General features: G+C 71.9%; 13 protein-coding genes, 1 tRNA gene and 2 pseudogenes. 14 read left to right on the top strand and 2 right to left on the bottom strand.

From position 1 onward, the window contains the following. Positions 1–54: 54 nt before the first annotated feature. Positions 55–651 (top strand): annotated as a pseudogene (locus tag CLT74_RS25215) (NADH-quinone oxidoreductase subunit C); the annotation flags it as partial. A gap of 236 nt (positions 652–887) precedes the next feature. Next, complete coding sequence (locus CLT74_RS25220) at positions 888–1,850, top strand: complex I subunit 1 family protein (RefSeq protein ID WP_099849536.1); 963 nt, start codon at positions 888–890, stop codon at positions 1,848–1,850. Positions 1,851–1,946: 96 nt separating this feature from the next. Here the strand turns inward: CLT74_RS25220 and CLT74_RS25225 are convergent. Beyond that, positions 1,947–3,040 (bottom strand): annotated as a pseudogene (locus tag CLT74_RS25225) (glutathione S-transferase family protein). Between the two features lie 7 nt (positions 3,041–3,047). On the opposite strand from CLT74_RS25225, the gene CLT74_RS31560 reads away from it, so the two are divergent. From CLT74_RS31560 to CLT74_RS25270, 10 genes are all read left to right on the top strand, one after another. Then, positions 3,048–3,173, top strand: coding sequence for a hypothetical protein (locus CLT74_RS31560; protein WP_486582571.1), 126 nt, complete (start codon positions 3,048–3,050; stop codon positions 3,171–3,173). Positions 3,174–3,265: 92 nt separating this feature from the next. Continuing rightward, complete coding sequence (locus tag CLT74_RS25230; RefSeq protein ID WP_099849543.1) at positions 3,266–3,901, top strand: 4Fe-4S binding protein; 636 nt, start codon at positions 3,266–3,268, stop codon at positions 3,899–3,901. Continuing rightward, positions 3,898–4,434 carry an NADH-quinone oxidoreductase subunit J gene (locus tag CLT74_RS25235; protein ID WP_099849545.1) on the top strand — a complete coding sequence of 179 codons (537 nt, stop codon included), beginning with the start codon at positions 3,898–3,900 and terminating at the stop codon, positions 4,432–4,434. The genes CLT74_RS25230 and CLT74_RS25235 overlap by 4 nt, the downstream gene beginning before the upstream one ends. Next, positions 4,431–4,838, top strand: coding sequence for an NADH-quinone oxidoreductase subunit NuoK (gene nuoK / locus CLT74_RS25240; protein ID WP_099849548.1), 408 nt, complete (start codon positions 4,431–4,433; stop codon positions 4,836–4,838). The genes CLT74_RS25235 and nuoK overlap by 4 nt, the downstream gene beginning before the upstream one ends. Beyond that, entirely contained in the window at positions 4,835–6,781 is a 1,947-nt protein-coding gene (locus tag CLT74_RS25245; RefSeq protein ID WP_099849550.1) for an NADH-quinone oxidoreductase subunit L, read from the top strand. Before nuoK ends, CLT74_RS25245 begins: the two co-directional genes overlap by 4 nt. Before the next feature lie 76 nt (positions 6,782–6,857). Beyond that, complete coding sequence (locus tag CLT74_RS25250; protein ID WP_099849552.1) at positions 6,858–8,396, top strand: NADH-quinone oxidoreductase subunit M; 1,539 nt, start codon at positions 6,858–6,860, stop codon at positions 8,394–8,396. Positions 8,397–8,472: 76 nt separating this feature from the next. After that, positions 8,473–9,945, top strand: coding sequence for a proton-conducting transporter transmembrane domain-containing protein (locus CLT74_RS25255; RefSeq protein ID WP_099849554.1), 1,473 nt, complete (start codon positions 8,473–8,475; stop codon positions 9,943–9,945). A gap of 136 nt (positions 9,946–10,081) precedes the next feature. After that, positions 10,082–10,957 (top strand): zinc metalloprotease HtpX, encoded by an 876-nt coding sequence (htpX, locus tag CLT74_RS25260; RefSeq protein ID WP_099852886.1) that lies wholly within the window; start codon positions 10,082–10,084, stop codon positions 10,955–10,957. Between the two features lie 432 nt (positions 10,958–11,389). Continuing rightward, a complete protein-coding gene (locus tag CLT74_RS25265) occupies positions 11,390–12,649 on the top strand; it encodes an MFS transporter (protein ID WP_099849556.1) in 1,260 nt (419 codons plus the stop codon). Positions 12,650–12,730: 81 nt separating this feature from the next. Next, positions 12,731–13,201: a GNAT family N-acetyltransferase gene (locus CLT74_RS25270; RefSeq protein WP_099849558.1), complete on the top strand. Its 471-nt coding sequence runs from the start codon at positions 12,731–12,733 to the stop codon at positions 13,199–13,201. Between the two features lie 31 nt (positions 13,202–13,232). Here the strand turns inward: CLT74_RS25270 and CLT74_RS25275 are convergent, their stop codons facing one another. Beyond that, a complete protein-coding gene (locus tag CLT74_RS25275) occupies positions 13,233–13,727 on the bottom strand; it encodes a YajQ family cyclic di-GMP-binding protein (RefSeq protein WP_099849560.1) in 495 nt (164 codons plus the stop codon). Positions 13,728–13,876: 149 nt separating this feature from the next. Here CLT74_RS25275 and CLT74_RS25280 point away from each other — a divergent pair. Both CLT74_RS25280 and CLT74_RS30540 read left to right on the top strand, forming a co-directional pair. Continuing rightward, positions 13,877–13,960, top strand: a tRNA-Tyr gene (locus CLT74_RS25280). A 696-nt stretch (positions 13,961–14,656) separates the two neighbouring features. Further along, positions 14,657–14,803 (top strand): hypothetical protein, encoded by a 147-nt coding sequence (locus tag CLT74_RS30540; RefSeq protein ID WP_158240291.1) that lies wholly within the window; start codon positions 14,657–14,659, stop codon positions 14,801–14,803. Positions 14,804–14,859 lie beyond the last annotated feature (56 nt).

The raw sequence follows: 14,859 nt of genomic DNA on the forward strand, positions 1-14,859 counted from the left end.
GGCTCCGCCTCGGCGCGACCGAGGACTCCGGCCCCAGGGCCTAGGATCAGCGGCATGACACCGGAAGAGGTCGGCCAGCGGCTCGTCGCGCTGCTCGCGCCCGTCGAGGCCACCGCGACGGTCTCCGGCGGTCAGGTCCATTCCCGGGCCACCGTCGACGTACCCCCGCACGCCTGGCGGGACGCGTTGCTGGCCGCCCGCGACGACGCCGAGCTGGCCTGCGACTACTTCGACTGGCTGTCGGCGGTGGACGAGCTGGCCGACGGCTTCGACGTGGTGGCCCACCTCTGGTCCACCCCGCACCGGCACGGTGTGCTGCTGCGCGCCCGGGTGCCCCGCGAGACACCCACAGTCGACTCCGTGGTGGCGGTCTATCCGGGTGCCGCCTGGCACGAGCGGGAGACCCACGAGATGTTCGGCATCGACTTCGCCGGGCACGCCGACCTGCGTCCGCTGCTGCTGCCACCGGAGTTCGAGGGGCGTCCGCTGCGCAAGGATTTCGTACTGGCCTCGCGGGTGGCGAAGCCCTGGCCAGGTGCGAAGGAACCGGGTGAGTCGGAGGCCGGCGGTGGACGCCGCCCGATCCGGCCACCGGGCGTGCCCGCGCCGGGCGAGTGGGGAGTCGTGCCGACCCCGGCCGGTGCCGGTGGGGTGGGGGAGGGGCCGCGCGGCGGCACCCCGGCCCGCCCCGCCCGGGAGCGCCCGGCCCGTCCGGCACCGGGTGCCCGCGGGCCGCGTACCCCCGGGGCTGCCGGCTCCGCCGGGGAGTCGGCGGCGCCTCGGCCCGGCCCCGGCGGTCCGGCACCGGACGTTCCCGACGGTCCGGCACCGGCCGGCGGTCCGGTGCCTGAGGATGGTCCGGCGCCGGACGATGGAGGTAGGGCCTGATGCCGCTCTGGCTGGAGCTTGTCATCCGGATCGGCGGGGTGCTCGCCGCCTTCCTCGTCCTGCCGCTGCTAGTCGGGCAGGCAGAGCACAAGGTGATGGCGCACATGCAGGGCCGACTCGGCCCGATGTACGCGGGTGGGTTCCACGGCTGGGCGCAGTTGATCGCCGACGGGGTGAAGTTCGTCCAGAAGGAGGACGTCACCCCGCGCGCCGCCGACCGGCAGGTGTTCCGGCTGGCTCCGGCGGTGGCGCTGGTGCCGTACCTGCTGGCCCTGCTGGTGATCCCGCTCGGCCCGAACGACCTGGTCGGGCAGCCACTCGACGTCGGGCTCTTCTTCGTGCTCGCGGTGGTCGGTGTGGGCGTGCTGGCCGTGCTCATGTCGGCCTGGGCGTCGGCCAACAAGTACAGCCTGCTCGGCGGGCTGCGCGGCGCGGCCCAGCTGCTCGGCTACGAGCTGCCGCTGGTGCTGGCTGCCGCGTCGGTGGCGATGGCCGCCGGGACGCTCAGCCTCTCCGGCATCGTCGAGGCGTGGCAGCCGTGGTGGCTGCTCTGGCAGGCGCCGGCGATGGTGATCTTCTTCGTGGCCGGCCTGGCGGAGATCCGCCGACCGCCCTTCGACATGCCGGTTGCCGACTCGGAGCTGGTCTTCGGCTATCTGACCGAGTACACCGGCCTGCGCTTCGCGTTCCTGCTGCTTGCCGAGTACGTGGGCATCGTGGTGATCGCCGCGCTCACCACGGTGCTGTTCCTCGGCGGCTGGCAGGGCCCGTTCGCCGACGCGCAGCTCGGCTGGCTCTGGACCCTGCTGAAGGTAGCCGCCGTCAGCTTCGTGATCATCTGGCTCCGGGTCTCCTACCCACGCCTCCGCGAGGACCAGCTCCAACGCCTCTGCTGGCTCGTCCTGGTCCCCGCCGCCCTCGCCCAACTAGTCCTAACCGCCGCCATCCGCCTAACCCTCTAACCCCACCCCCTCTCCGCGCCCCCCACCCCCCTCTCTCCCCGTTGATCATGAAGTTGTTGCCGCCCTGTTCGGCGTGTCGTGACAACAACTTCATGATCAACGGGGCGTGGGCGGGCGGGGGCTAGGGGGTGGGGAGGGGGTGTGGGTGGGGTTGACGCGTTCGGTGGGGGTGGGGGTGAGGGCGGGGTGCCGGTGCCGAAGGGGTGGCCGCCGAGTGCCTCGCGGTCGTGTGGGGTGAGCCAGTTCGACAGGTCGGGGCCGAGGGGCACCACGCCCGTCGGGTTGATGTCCCGGTGCACCTCGTAGTAGTGCCGCTTGATGTGGTCGAAGTCGATGGTGTCACCGAAGCCGGGGGTGGTGAACAGGTCCCGGGCGTACGCCCACAGCACCGGCATCTCGCTGAGCTTCTGCCGGTTGCACTTGAAGTGGCCGTGGTACACCGGGTCGAAGCGGACAAGTGTGGTGAACAGGCGCACGTCGGCCTCGGTGATCGTGTCGCCGACCAGGTAACGCTGCCCGGCCAGTCGCTCACTGAGCCAGTCGAGCCGGTCGAACAGCCGCCGGTACGCCCGCTCGTACGCGTCCTGACTGCCGGCGAAGCCGCACCTGTAGACGCCGTTGTTGACGTCGGCGAAAACCACCGCGTTCACCTCGTCGATCTCGGCCCGCAGGTGTTCCGGATAGAGCTGCGGCGCCCCGGGGCGGTGGTGCGCGGTCCACTCGGTGGACAGGTCCAGGCTCATCTGGGCGTAGTCGTTCGTCACCACCTGCCCGGTGGGTATGTCGACGAGGGCCGGCACGGTGATGCCCCGGGGGTAGTCCGGGTAGCGGGCGAAGTAGGCGTCCTGGATGCGCTCGATGCCGAGCACCGGGTCCCGCCCGTCCGGGTCGAGATCGAAGGTCCAGCTCCGGGCGTCGTGCGTCGGACCGGCGACGCCCATCGAGATGGCGTCCTCCAGGCCGAGCAGCCGGCGCACGATGATCAGACGGTTCGCCCACGGGCAGGCGCGGCTGACCACCAACCGGTAGCGCCCCGGCTCGACCGGATAGCCGTCCCGTCCGTCGGCGGTGATCCGGGTGGTGATGTAGTTCTGGTCCCGCTTGAACTCACCCGGCTCGACGTACCTGCCGCCGGTGCCCTTGCCGTCCTCGCCCATGTCGCCCCCAGGGTGTGCCCGACTCGTCCTCATCCCCATCATGGCGGATCTTCCTCCGACCGGCCCGGTGGCCGGGGCGGCGGCCGTCGTCGGGCAGGCGGTCGAGGGCGTCCGTCGTTCACTCGCCCGGCGCCGGGTTGTCGTCGTGCAGCGCGGCGGTCATTGACGGGTCCTTTCCGGTGCGTCGTTCTCCCCGTGGCCACCGTACTGTCGGCAACCCCCGGGTGGTGGTCGCGCGCGCGGTGGCCACAGGGCAGGATGTTCGGCATGAGCGAGCGCGAGCGAAGCGAGGCGACCGGTCTGCCCGGCAGCGGCCTGGTCAAGGGGCTCGCCGTCACGTTGAAGACGATGACGAAACGCTCCACCACCCAGCAGTACCCGGACGTCGCCCCTGAGCTGCCGCCCCGCTCGCGTGGGGTGATCGCGCTGCTGGAGGAGAACTGCACGGTCTGCATGCTCTGCGCCCGCGAGTGTCCGGACTGGTGCATCTACATCGACTCGCACAAGGAGGAGGTGGCGGTGCCGGGGGCCGCCCGGGCTCGGCAGCGCAACGTGCTCGACCGGTTCGACATCGACTTCTCCCTCTGCATGTACTGCGGCATCTGCATCGAGGTCTGCCCCTTCGACGCGCTCTACTGGTCGCCGGAGTTCGAGTACGCCGAGTACGACATCAAGGACCTGCTGCACGACAAGGACCACCTGGGCGAGTGGATGGCCACGGTGCCGCCACCCCCGGCCCACGACCCGAACGGTGAGCCGGCCAAGGAGGAGACCGCCGCCGCGCGCAAGGCCGCCGTCCCCGGCGCACCCGCTGCCCGCCCGACCACACCGGCGGTACGCCCCGAGCGCCGGCCCGCGTCACCCCCCGCCGACGACGAAGGTACGTCCGCGTGACCGGCGTGGACGTGCTGCTGCTCGCCCTCGGCGCGGTGGCGGTCGGCTCGGCGGCGCTTGTGGTGGGCACCCGGCACCTGGTCCGTGCGGGGCTCTACCTGGTGGTCTGCCTCGGCGCGGTGGCCGGCATGTACCTGGTGCTCGCCGCCGAACTGGTCGCCTGGGTGCAGGTGCTGATCTACGTCGGCGCGGTGGTGGTGCTGCTGCTGTTCGCCGTGATGCTGACCCGCGCGCCGATCGGCGCCTCCGACGACCTGGACCGCCCCGGCTGGCCGGCAGCGCTCATCGGCGGTGGTGCCGGGCTCGGACTGGCGGCGTTGCTCGTCGACGCGTACCGCTGGACGACAGTGGACCTGCCCGAGGCGGGGAACGCCGAGCGCATCGGTGAGCAGGTCTTCAGCAACTGGGTGCTGCCCTTCGAGGTGCTGTCGGTGCTGCTGCTCTCGGCGCTCGTGGGCGCCATCGTGCTGTCCCGTCCCGACATCGGCGCCACCAGGGACGAGGCGACGGGTGATCGGGGGCGGTCGCGGTGAGACCTGTCATCCCGTACGTCACCGCCGCGCTGCTGTTCGGTCTCGGCGTGTACGGCGTGCTGCGGCGGCGCAACGCGGTGCTGGTGCTGATGGCCGTCGAGTTGATGCTCAACGCGGTGAACCTGATTCTGGTCACCGCCGACACCACGGCCCGGGCGGTGCTGCCGCACGGCGGCCAGGTCTTCGCGCTCTTCGTCATCGTGCTGGCCGCCGCCGAGATCGGGGTCGGGTTGGCGATCGTCCTCCAGCTCTACCGGATGCGGGCCAGCGTCGCCGTCGACGAGATTCCCCTGGCCGAACGGCAAGCCGGGGAAGCCGAACCCCACGCCGGGGGACCGGTACCGGCCACCACGGGTGGCGGGGCGTCCCCGGCTGCCGGAAGCGCACCGGAGGGACAGCGGTGAGCGCCACGACGTTTGCTGCGTTGCTGCCGGCCGTACCGCTGCTCGCCGGCCTGGCCGGGCTGCTGCTGCCACCGTCGCCAGCTGGTTCGACCCTCGGCGAGTCGACCGCCCGCCGCACCGCCGCGGCCCTCGGGGTGACCGGCGCGGCCGGCGCTCTCGCCCTGGCGGTGGCCCTGCTCGCCACCCTGGACGGCCCGGCCGAGTCCTCGACCACCTGGATCGAGTTGGGCGGGCTCACCGTCACCCTCGGGGTACGCCTCGACGGTGCCGCCGCCCTGGTCGCCGTCGCGGTCACCGCTGTCGCCCTGGCCGTGCAGATCTACTCGACCGGCTACCTCCGGCAGGGGCCGCCCGACGAGCCCGATCACCGCTATCCGCCGTACGCGGCGCAGGTCAGTCTCTTCACCGCCGCGATGCTGCTGGTGGTGGTCTCCGGGGACCTGATCCTGCTGCTTGTCGGCTGGGAGGTGATGGGGCTCTGCTCGTACCTGCTCATCGCCCACGACCGGCGACTGCCGGAGGCACCGGCCGCCGCGATGAAGGCGTTCCTGGTGACCCGGGTCGGCGACGTCGGCTTCCTGCTCGGCATCGCCCTGCTCGGCGTCTCGGCGGGCAGCTTCCGGATCGGCGACGTGCTCGCCCACGACCACGGCACCGCCACGCTCACCGCGGCCTGCCTGCTGCTGCTCGCCGGGGTGGCCGGCAAGAGCGCCCAGTTCCCGCTGCACACCTGGCTGCCCGACGCGATGGCCGGACCGACCCCGATCTCCGCGTTGATCCACGCCGCGACGATGGTCGCCGCCGGCGTGTACGCGGTCACCCGGCTGTGGCCGCTCTTCGAGGCCACCCCGACCGCGTTGATCGTGCTCGGCGTGATGGCCTCGGTGACCCTCCTGCTGGGCGCGCTGGCGGCCACCGCGCAGGACGACATCAAGCGGGTGCTCGCCTGGTCGACGGTCTCGCAGATCGGCTACATGACCGGGGCACTCGCCGTCGGCTCCCCACCGGCGGCGCTGTTCCACCTGCTCACCCACGCGGCGTTCAAGGCGCTGCTGTTCCTCGCCGCCGGTGCGGTGATCCACGCCGTGGGCACCACGCTGATGTCCCGGATGGGTGGGCTGCGACACAGCATGCCTGTGACCTTCTGGTGCACGCTGATCGGGCTCGGCGCGCTGGCCGGCGTACCGCCACTGTCCGGCTTCTGGAGCAAGGAAGGGGTGCTCGCCGCCGCCGAGGAGGCCGCGCTGCACGGCGACGGCCCCGCACCGGCCTGGCTGGGCTGGCTGGTCTGGCTCGCCGGGCTGGTTGGTGTGGCCGTCACCGCCTGGTACGCCACCCGGCTGCTGCTGCGCACCTTCTTCGGTACGCCCCGCACCCCGCTGGCCCGGCCACCGCACGACCCGCCGGCCGTGCTCCGCTGGCCGGTGCTGGCGCTGGCCGTACCGGCGGCGCTGCTCGGCCTGGCCGGCTTCCCGGGCTGGTTCTCCCGGCAACTGCAACCCACTCCGCCAGTCGGGTCCGACGCCGTGTCGGATCTGCTGCCGCCGGACGGGCTGATCCACCTCACCCCGACGGTGCTGCTGCCGCTGGCACTGCTCGTGCTCGGCGCCGGACTGGCGGGGGCCGGCTGGCGACGGGGTGCCGGTGCCGATCCGGCGGCGGCGCTCGGCCCGCTGCGGCCGGTCTTCGCCCGCGCGTTCCGGCTCGACGACGTGCAGCACACCCTTGTCGTACGACCGACGATCGCGGTGGCGCGGATGGCGCGTACCACCGACGAACGGGTGGTGGACGGTGCGGTCACCGGCACCGGACGGGCCACCCGTGCCCTCGGCGGCGGCCTGGGCGTCCTGCACCGGGCGGCGTTGCCCCGGGCCGTCGCCGCGGTGCTGGCCGGCGCGCTGCTGATCGGCCTGGCCGCAGCTTTGATCGGAGCGACGGCATGAGCGAGCGCCAGCGAGCGAATCATCAACTCAGCGTCTGGGTGCCTGATGCCGACCCGCAGCACAGCGGAGGGTGGGCATGAGCGTCGGGGAGTTCCTGCTGGTGGCGGTGCTCGCGGTGCCGGCGCTCGGCGCGCTGGCGGTGGCGGTCACCCCACGCGACCGGGCGGCCCGGATCGTGGGTACCGTGGCCGCCGCGCTGACCCTCGTCGCGGCGGTGGCGCTGGTCGGCGGGCGGGCGGCCGGTTGGTCGGCGTACGCACCGCCGGATGCCGCAGGTGCGGTGCGTCCCTGGCACACCGTCGACAGGCCCTGGGTGCCCGGGCTGGACCTGCGTTTCCACCTGGGCGTGGACGGCATCTCCTGGCCGCTGGTGGTCCTCACCGCCCTGCTCACCCTGCTGTGCTGCGGCTACACCCTCTGGCGGGTGCCGGGCGGTGGCGACGGCCGGGCCCTGGTGGCGCTGCTGCTGGTCGTCGAGGTCGGCATCCTCGGCACCTTCCTCGCCCTCGACCTGGTGCTGTTCTTCCTCTTCTTCGAGGTCGTCCTGCTGCCGATGTACGCGATCATCGTCGGTTGGGGAGGCGACGGCACCGACCCGGCGTCGCACGACGCGCGGCGGCGGGCGGGGCGCAAGTTCGCCCTCTACACCCTTTTCGGTTCGGTGCTGCTGCTGGTCGGGGTGTACGTCGTGGTGGCCGCCGCCGGCACCGCCGACATCGTGGCGCTCACCGGCGGCACCGAACTGTCCCGCACCACCCAGCTCGTCGCCTTCACCCTGCTCGCGCTGGCCTTCGCGGTGAAGAGTCCGCTGTGGCCGCTGCACTCGTGGCTGCCCGACGCCCACACCCAGGCACCCACGGTCGGCAGCGTGCTGCTCGCCGGGGTGCTGCTCAAGATGGGTACGTACGGTCTGATCCGGGTCGCCGTCGGCGTGGCCCCCGAGGGTGCCCGGTGGGCGGCACCCGTGCTCGGTGTGCTCGCCGTCGCCGCCATCCTGGTCGGCTCCCTGGTCTGCCTGGCCCAGACCGAGCTGAAACGGTTGATCGCCTACTCCAGCGTCGGACACATGGGCTTCGTCCTGCTCGGGGTCGCCACGCTCACCGCCACCGGCATCCAGGCGGCGCTGATCGGCAACGTCGCCCACGGCATCATCACGGGTCTGCTGTTCTTCCTGGCCGGGGCGATCAAGGATCGAGCCCACACCGGCGAGCTGAGCGAGTTGTCCGGGCTGCGGGAGACCGCCCCGCGCCTGTCCGGGCTGCTCGCGTTCGCGGCCGTCGCCTCGCTGGGGCTGCCCGGGCTGGCCGGCTTCTGGGGCGAGGCGTTCGCCGTGGTCGCCGCCGTCGAGTCCGGTGGGGTGTTGTGGACCACGCTTGCGGTGCTGGCCGCGACCGGCGGGGCGCTGACGGCCGCGTACCTGCTGCGGCTGCTGCGGCGGGTGACCCACGGCGAACCCACCCCGGTGGTCGCCGCGCTCGGTCCCGGCCTGGCCGGGGCCGAACTGGTCGCCTGGGTGCCGCTGGTGCTGTTCGCGCTGGCCGTCGGGCTGGCCCCGACGCTCGTCCTCGGCGTCGCCGAAGCCCCGGTCGAGGCCCTGGTGGGAGTGCTGCGATGAGCGAGCGCAGCGAGCGAATGATTTGGCTCAGTGTGGTGGTGCCTCGTCGCGGCGCCGAGCGTAGCGAGGTGGCGCGATGAGCGAGCCGAGTCTGGTGCAGGCCGTCGACCATGTGGCGCTGCTGCCGGCGTACCTGGCCGCCGGGACGGCGGTGCTGGTGCTGCTGGTGGACCTGCTGGTCGCCCGACCGGTGGCAACCGTGGTCACGGCGGCCGCCGGGGCGGTCGCCACCGCGGTCGGCGCGGCGGTGGTCGGTTCGGGAGCCGAACGACGCACGTTCTGCGTCGGCCCCGACTGTTCGTACGTCTTCGGCGGCCGGGCCGCCCTGGTCGCCGCGCTTGTGGCGCTGCTCGTGCTCGGGGTGCTGGCGTTGTCCGGGCCGCTGCTGCGGGCCGGGAACACCCCGGTGGGGGAGTACTGCTTCCTGCTCGCCTGCTCGATGACAGGTGGCGTGGTGCTCGGCGCGGCCGGCGACCTGATCACCCTGATCGTGGCGGTGGAGGTGCTCACCCTGCCGCTGTACGTCCTGGTCGGGCTGCGCCGGGGCAGCCTGGCCAGTGCCGAGGCGGCGGTGACCTTCTTCGTGGTCAGCGTGGTGGCCACCACACTGACCCTGCTCGGTGCCGCGCTGCTCTACGCGGTGACCGGCGGGCTGCACCTGGAACGGCTGGGCACCCTCCTCGCCGACGAGGCGCTGCTCGACCTGCCGTTGACCACTGTCGCGGTGACGCTCGTGGTGGCGGGACTGGCGTTCAAGGTGGCTGCGGTGCCGTTCCACGCCTGGGCACCGGCAACCTACGACGGGGCACCGCTGCCGGTCGCCGCGTACCTGTCCACCGCGTCGAAGCTGGGCGGGGTGATCGCCCTGCTGGCGGTGGTGCGGCACGCGCTGCCGTCGGAGGTGACCGGCCCGGTGCTGGCGGTGGTCGCCGCGCTGACCATGACCGTTGGCAACCTGGTGGCACTGCGCCAGCGGCGCACCGTACGGCTGCTCGCCTGGTCCTCGGTGGCCCAGGCGGGCTACATCCTCGCCCCGCTCGGCGCGCTGGCCCTGACCGCCGACGCGGACACCCGCACCGCCGCGTACGCCGCCGCCCTGGCGTACGCCGTCTTCTTCGTGCTGCTGGAACTGGCCGCCTTCGCCGGTGTGGTGGCGCTGCGCCCGGCCGGCGCGGACGGTGGCAGCCTCGACGACCTGCGCGGTGCGGCCCGCCGGCACCCGTGGGTCGGTGCCGGGCTGGCGTTCGCGCTTATCGGCCTCGCCGGCCTGCCACCCGGCCTGGCCGGGCTCTTCGCCAAGGTGACTGTGGTCCGGTCGCTGCTCGGCGGTGGCGCGGGCTGGCTCGCCCTGGTGGTGGCGGTCAACGCGGTCATCGGCCTGGCCTACTACCTGCGCGCCGCCGCACTGCTCTACGCCCCGGTTGGGGAGGTCACGGCCCCCGCCGTCCGGCCCGCGCGCGCGGTTGCCGTGGCGCTGGCGGTGGCGACGGTGGTGGCCCTGGCCGTCGGCTTCGCGCCGCAGGTCGTGCTCGATCTCGCCGGAAGGTGAACCTGAGCTGTCAACGCGCCCATTCCCGCAGGTGACGTTGCTCAGGTAACTCTCAGTCATGAGACGGATGGTTGGCGGGTACCTGTGTGTTGTACCGGTCAGCGGATCCCGGCATCCGTGCACCGAAGGAGTGATCGTGCACCACAACCGTCTGAAGACCGCCGCGCTGCTCGGCCTGCTCACCTCGCTGATCCTGGCGGTGGGTTACTGGTTCGGCGGCAGTGGCGGTTTGGTCATCGCCGTACTCGTGTCGCTGGTGATGAACGGCGTCACGTACTTCTACTCCGACAAGCTGGCACTCCGCTCGATGCGGGCACAACCGGTGAGCGAGGCCCAGTTCCCCGAGCTGTACCAGATGGTTCGGGAGTTGGCCGCCGAGGCGCGGCAGCCCATGCCCCGGCTCTACCTGAGCCCGACCGCCCAGCCCAACGCGTTCGCCACCGGACGCAACCCGCAGAACGCGGCCGTCTGCGTCACCCAGGGGATCGTCGAGCTGCTCGACTACCGTGAGTTGCGGGGCGTTATCGGTCACGAGCTGTCGCACGTCTACAACCGGGACATCCTCATCTCCAGCGTGGCGGCCGGCCTGGCCGGCATCATCACCATGCTGGCGAACCTCGCTTTGTTCATCCCGCTGGGCGGCAACAGCGACGATGACGGCCCGAACCCGCTGGTCCTGCTGCTCACCATCATCCTGGGGCCGATCGCCGCGACAGTCATCCAACTGTCGATCAGCCGCAGCCGCGAGTTCCAGGCGGACGCGTCGGGTGCCGAACTCACCCGGGACCCGCTGGCGCTGGCCAGCGCCCTGCGGAAGATCCACATGGGTGCCCAGCGTCGGCCGTTGCCGGCCGAGGGCCAACTCACCAGCACCGCGCACCTGATGATCGCCAACCCGTTCCGGGGCGGCGGGGTGGCCGCGCTCTTCGCCACCCACCCGCCGATGGAGCAGCGGGTCGCCCGGCTTGAGCAACTGGCGACCCAGCTGGGCCCGGTGCGTCACCAGCGCTGACCCGCCGGGGGTCAGCGTCGACCACCTGTTGCGGTACCCGACCGGCACCGGCCGTCTGGCCCGGTGCCGGTCGGGCTTTTTCGCCGCCCTACCGCCTCTGCCCGATCGACACCTTCGCCGCCTGCGCCCGGTCCGCCCGGCGCGGGCGGCTCCGTCTCGCCGGGTCGGGGCAGCGCGAGTTGCGGTATGTCGGCCGCTCGAAGGTGGCCCGAGCGGGCAGATTGCGGCACCCCGAGAGCCGGGCGCAGTCGCGCGAGGGCAGGGCACTCGGCCTCGTCGTCCGGCTCGCCGGCAGGGCTGCGGCTTCCGGGGCCGGGAGGCGGGCTGCGGGCGGTGGGTGAGCGCCGCCACAGGTCCGGACCGGATCGCCTGTCGGGCGCGGGGCGTTAGGGTCTAACCGAGTCTCGCTCATTACATTCGTGGAGGTCCGCTGTGGCTGGGCTGCGCCGATATCTGGCTGTCTGGCAGATCCCGGGCGCGCCCACCCTGCTGATCACCGGCATCATCGGACGCCTCGGGATCGGCATGACGCCGCTGGCGCTGCTGCTCGTCGTCGAGGGGGTGACCGGGCGCTACTCGCTGGCGGCCGTGGCCGGTGGCTGCTACGCACTCTGCGGCGCGGCCCTGAGCCCGGTGGCCGGCCGGATCGCCGACCGGATCGGTCCCACCCCGGTGCTTGTCGGCACCGCGATCGCCCATCCGCTGGCCCTGGGCGGGCTACTCTGGGCAGCCCGCGCCGACGACGTTCCGTTCGCGCTGGTGCTGCTCGCCTCGGCGGTGGCCGGTGGGACGTACCCGCCGATGACCGCCGCGATCCGGGGTGCCTGGAACGACCTGACCAACTTCGACTCCGGCCGGTACCACCTCCGCAACACCGCGCTCGCCGCCGAGACCACCCTGTTCGAGATCGTCTTTGTGCTCGGCCCGCTGCTGGTGGCCGGATTCGTGCTGTTCGCCGACGCCGGTACGGCACTTATCGGTGCTGCGGTGGTGACCCTGGTCGGCACCCTGTCGGTAGCGCTCGGCCAGGCCATGCGCGGCTGGCGCCCGCACGCCCGGGAACACCATGCCCGTGGTCTCGGTCCGCTTCGGGTCGGCGGCTTTCCGGCCCTGCTGCTCTGCGTGGCCAGCATCGGCATCGCCTTCGGATCGGCCGGGGTGACAGTTCCGGCCTTCGCCAGCCGCTACAGCCCGGACGACCCGGACAGCCTCGCTGGCCTGCTGTTGGCCGTCTGGGGGATCGGCAGCGCGATCGGCGGGTTCTGGTTCGGCGTCCGCCGGCCGGCACGCAACATGACACGCCTGTTCGCCTGGCTGCTCGCCGGGCTCGCCGGCAGCTTCGCCGTCTTCGCCGTGATGCCCACGCCGGGCGCGCTGGGTGCCGCGCTGCTGCTCGGCGGAGCCGCCATCGCTCCCGCGCTCACCCTGGAGAACACCCTGGTCGGGCGGATCTCGCCGAGCGGCATGCTGAACGAGGCGTACACCTGGGTGGTGACCATGTCGGTCGGCGCGAGCGCGGTCGGCGGCGCGGTCTCCGGCCTGATCATCGACAACGCCGGCGGCGTGCCCTGGGCCTTCCTGTTCGCCGGTGCGGCGGTTGCCGTCGGGGCGGCGGTCGCCGCGCTGCCCGGCGGCCCCATCGCCCGCGCGGAGGCCACCGCCGTCCGCGCCGAGCAGCCCGCCACGGCCTGACCCCGAAACCACACCGGGGTACGCCGGCAAGTTTCTTCCGCCGACGGCGGGCGGTAGCCTCAGCGCGCTGAGGAGGCGAGCATGGAACTGACCGTGCCGGGCCCGACCCACCCGACAGTCGTGGCAAGCTGGGCGACCTCTCCGCAGGAGAGCCGCCGCTGGTGCTCACTGGACCGGGTGACGTCGGAGGACGTCATCCGTTGGGGCACCGAGCCCGACGTGCGCGCGTACCTCGCCCTCGTCGCCGGGGAACCTGTCGGGTACGGCGAGTTGTGGCTCGACGATGACGAGGCCGAGGTGGAACTGGCCCGCCTCATCGTGGCCCCGGCACACCGTGGCCGGGGCCTGGGCCGCCGGATGGTCACCCTGCTCGCCACCCTGGCCCGGGAGCACCATCCGGCGGTGCTGATGCGGTTGTACCCCGACAACACCCAGGCGCTGCGGTGCTACACCGCCGCCGGCTTCGACCTGGTGCCGCCGGACCAGGCGGACGAGTGGAACCAGGGCCAACCCGTGTCGTACGTCTGGCTGCGACACAGGTCCGACGACTGAACCACTTGCGGGACCGGCGACGCCGGCCGGCTCAGCGGTAGTTGGTGAACTGGAGGGCCACGCCGAAGTCCTCGGCCTTGAGCAGCGCGATGACCGCCTGGAGGTCGTCCCGCTTCTTGCCGGTGACGCGCAGCTGGTCGCCCTGGATCTGGGCCTGGACGCCCTTGGGGCCCTCGTCGCGGATCTTCTTGCTGATCGCCTTCGCCTTGTCCTGGTCGATACCCTGGATCACCTTGGCGTCGATCTTGAAGATCTTGCCCGAGGGGCGCGGGTCGCCCGCGTCCAGCGACTTCAGCGAGATGTTCCGCTTGACCAGCTTCTCCTTGAACACGTCCAACGCGGCCCGGACCCGCTCCTCGGTCTCCGCCTGGAGGCTGATCGCCTCCTCGCCGGACCAGGAGACCGCCGCGCCCGTGCCCCGAAAGTCGAATCGCGTCCCGAGTTCCTTCTCCGCCTGCCGGAGGGCGTTGTCGACCTCCTGGCGATCGACCTTGCTCACGATGTCGAACGACGGGTTCGCTGCCATACTCATGCTCCTGCTGTCCGGCTGATTTGTGATCCTTTGGCCCTGGTTGCCCAGGGGTACGACTCCCTGACGGTACCCGGTTGCGGCAGCAACGGGTGGAGCCGCTATCCTTGCTTCCGCCGCCGCGCCACGGTGCGGTGGTACGCCTTGGCGGGTTGCCCGAGCGGCCAATGGGAGCGGACTGTAAATCCGTCGCGAAAGCTACAGAGGTTCGAATCCTCTACCCGCCACCAGGTGCGAAAAGAGGCCCCTGACCAGCGTCAACGCCGGTCAGGGGCCTCTGCCGTGAATCTCGAGCGTTCTCGTTCGATGTCTGCTCACGGCGCGCGGGCCTCTCACGCATCGGTCTTGATCGTGTCCCGGCGTGCAGTTCTATCCCCGGCGCGGGTGTCTCGACGATGTCGGCGGCGGCGGCTACCCCACCCGGGTGGACCCGGGGCTCGCCACGCAGGGGTGGGCCGCCTGCCGACCGCCGAGGAATCCTGGGTCGGTGGCCTGCACACGGCCCGGGAGTGACAGTCAGGATATTCATGGGGGTGGCTGGGTTGGCCTATCCGGCCTACTCTGGCAGCGGTGGGGAGTGACCGTGGTCGACTCGGGGTCCGGTAGGTTGACTGCCGGTAGCTGAGGGCTCGCGAAGCGGCACGACTCGACATGATTGTCCACAGTGTTCTAGGGATCCGTCGATTGTCCGCAAGATCCGCTTCGCCGCCTTAAGGAAACTATTGCGCGGTTAGCCTCTTCTTCCTGTCCGGTTGCCGGCTCGTCGGCTCTGACCTGCCCGGATGTGTCGCCGACCGGTGCGGCGGCGTGGCCTGCGGCGACCGATGGGCCATCGCGGGCTCGGTGAACTTTCCAGCAACCGACCTGCTGTGGCACCATCGGAGGGCCCTCAACACGTACCCTCATCACCCCACCAGGAGCACATAATGTCTGCTCAACGCTTGGGCCGGCTGCTCGGCTCCCTCGCTCTGGTCCTCGGCCTGGCGGCTGCGGCGAGCGTGGTTACAGAAGGCGACTTCAGGACGAACGGGGTCGACTGGCAGATGCCGACGATGAACTCAGTGGTGCGTTGACGGGCGATCGTCCCGCTGTGGCAACCGCCGGCGTCGGCCGGCTCTGAGGCGCAAGG

It is taken from the genome of Verrucosispora sp. CNZ293, assembly GCF_002754655.1.

What these genes read in the sequence shown, in the direction of transcription:
- CLT74_RS25220 (WP_099849536.1), top strand. Translation starts at nt 888, where the DNA reads ATGCCGCTCTGGCTGGAGCTTGTCATCCGGATCGGCGGGGTGCTCGCC.
- CLT74_RS31560 (WP_486582571.1), top strand. Translation starts at nt 3,048, where the DNA reads ATGGCGGATCTTCCTCCGACCGGCCCGGTGGCCGGGGCGGCGGCCGTC.
- CLT74_RS25230 (WP_099849543.1), top strand. Translation starts at nt 3,266, where the DNA reads ATGTTCGGCATGAGCGAGCGCGAGCGAAGCGAGGCGACCGGTCTGCCC.
- CLT74_RS25250 (WP_099849552.1), top strand. Translation starts at nt 6,858, where the DNA reads ATGAGCGTCGGGGAGTTCCTGCTGGTGGCGGTGCTCGCGGTGCCGGCG.
- CLT74_RS25255 (WP_099849554.1), top strand. Translation starts at nt 8,473, where the DNA reads ATGAGCGAGCCGAGTCTGGTGCAGGCCGTCGACCATGTGGCGCTGCTG.
- CLT74_RS25270 (WP_099849558.1), top strand. Translation starts at nt 12,731, where the DNA reads ATGGAACTGACCGTGCCGGGCCCGACCCACCCGACAGTCGTGGCAAGC.
- CLT74_RS25275 (WP_099849560.1), bottom strand. Translation starts at nt 13,727, where the DNA reads ATGGCAGCGAACCCGTCGTTCGACATCGTGAGCAAGGTCGATCGCCAG.
- CLT74_RS30540 (WP_158240291.1), top strand. Translation starts at nt 14,657, where the DNA reads ATGTCTGCTCAACGCTTGGGCCGGCTGCTCGGCTCCCTCGCTCTGGTC.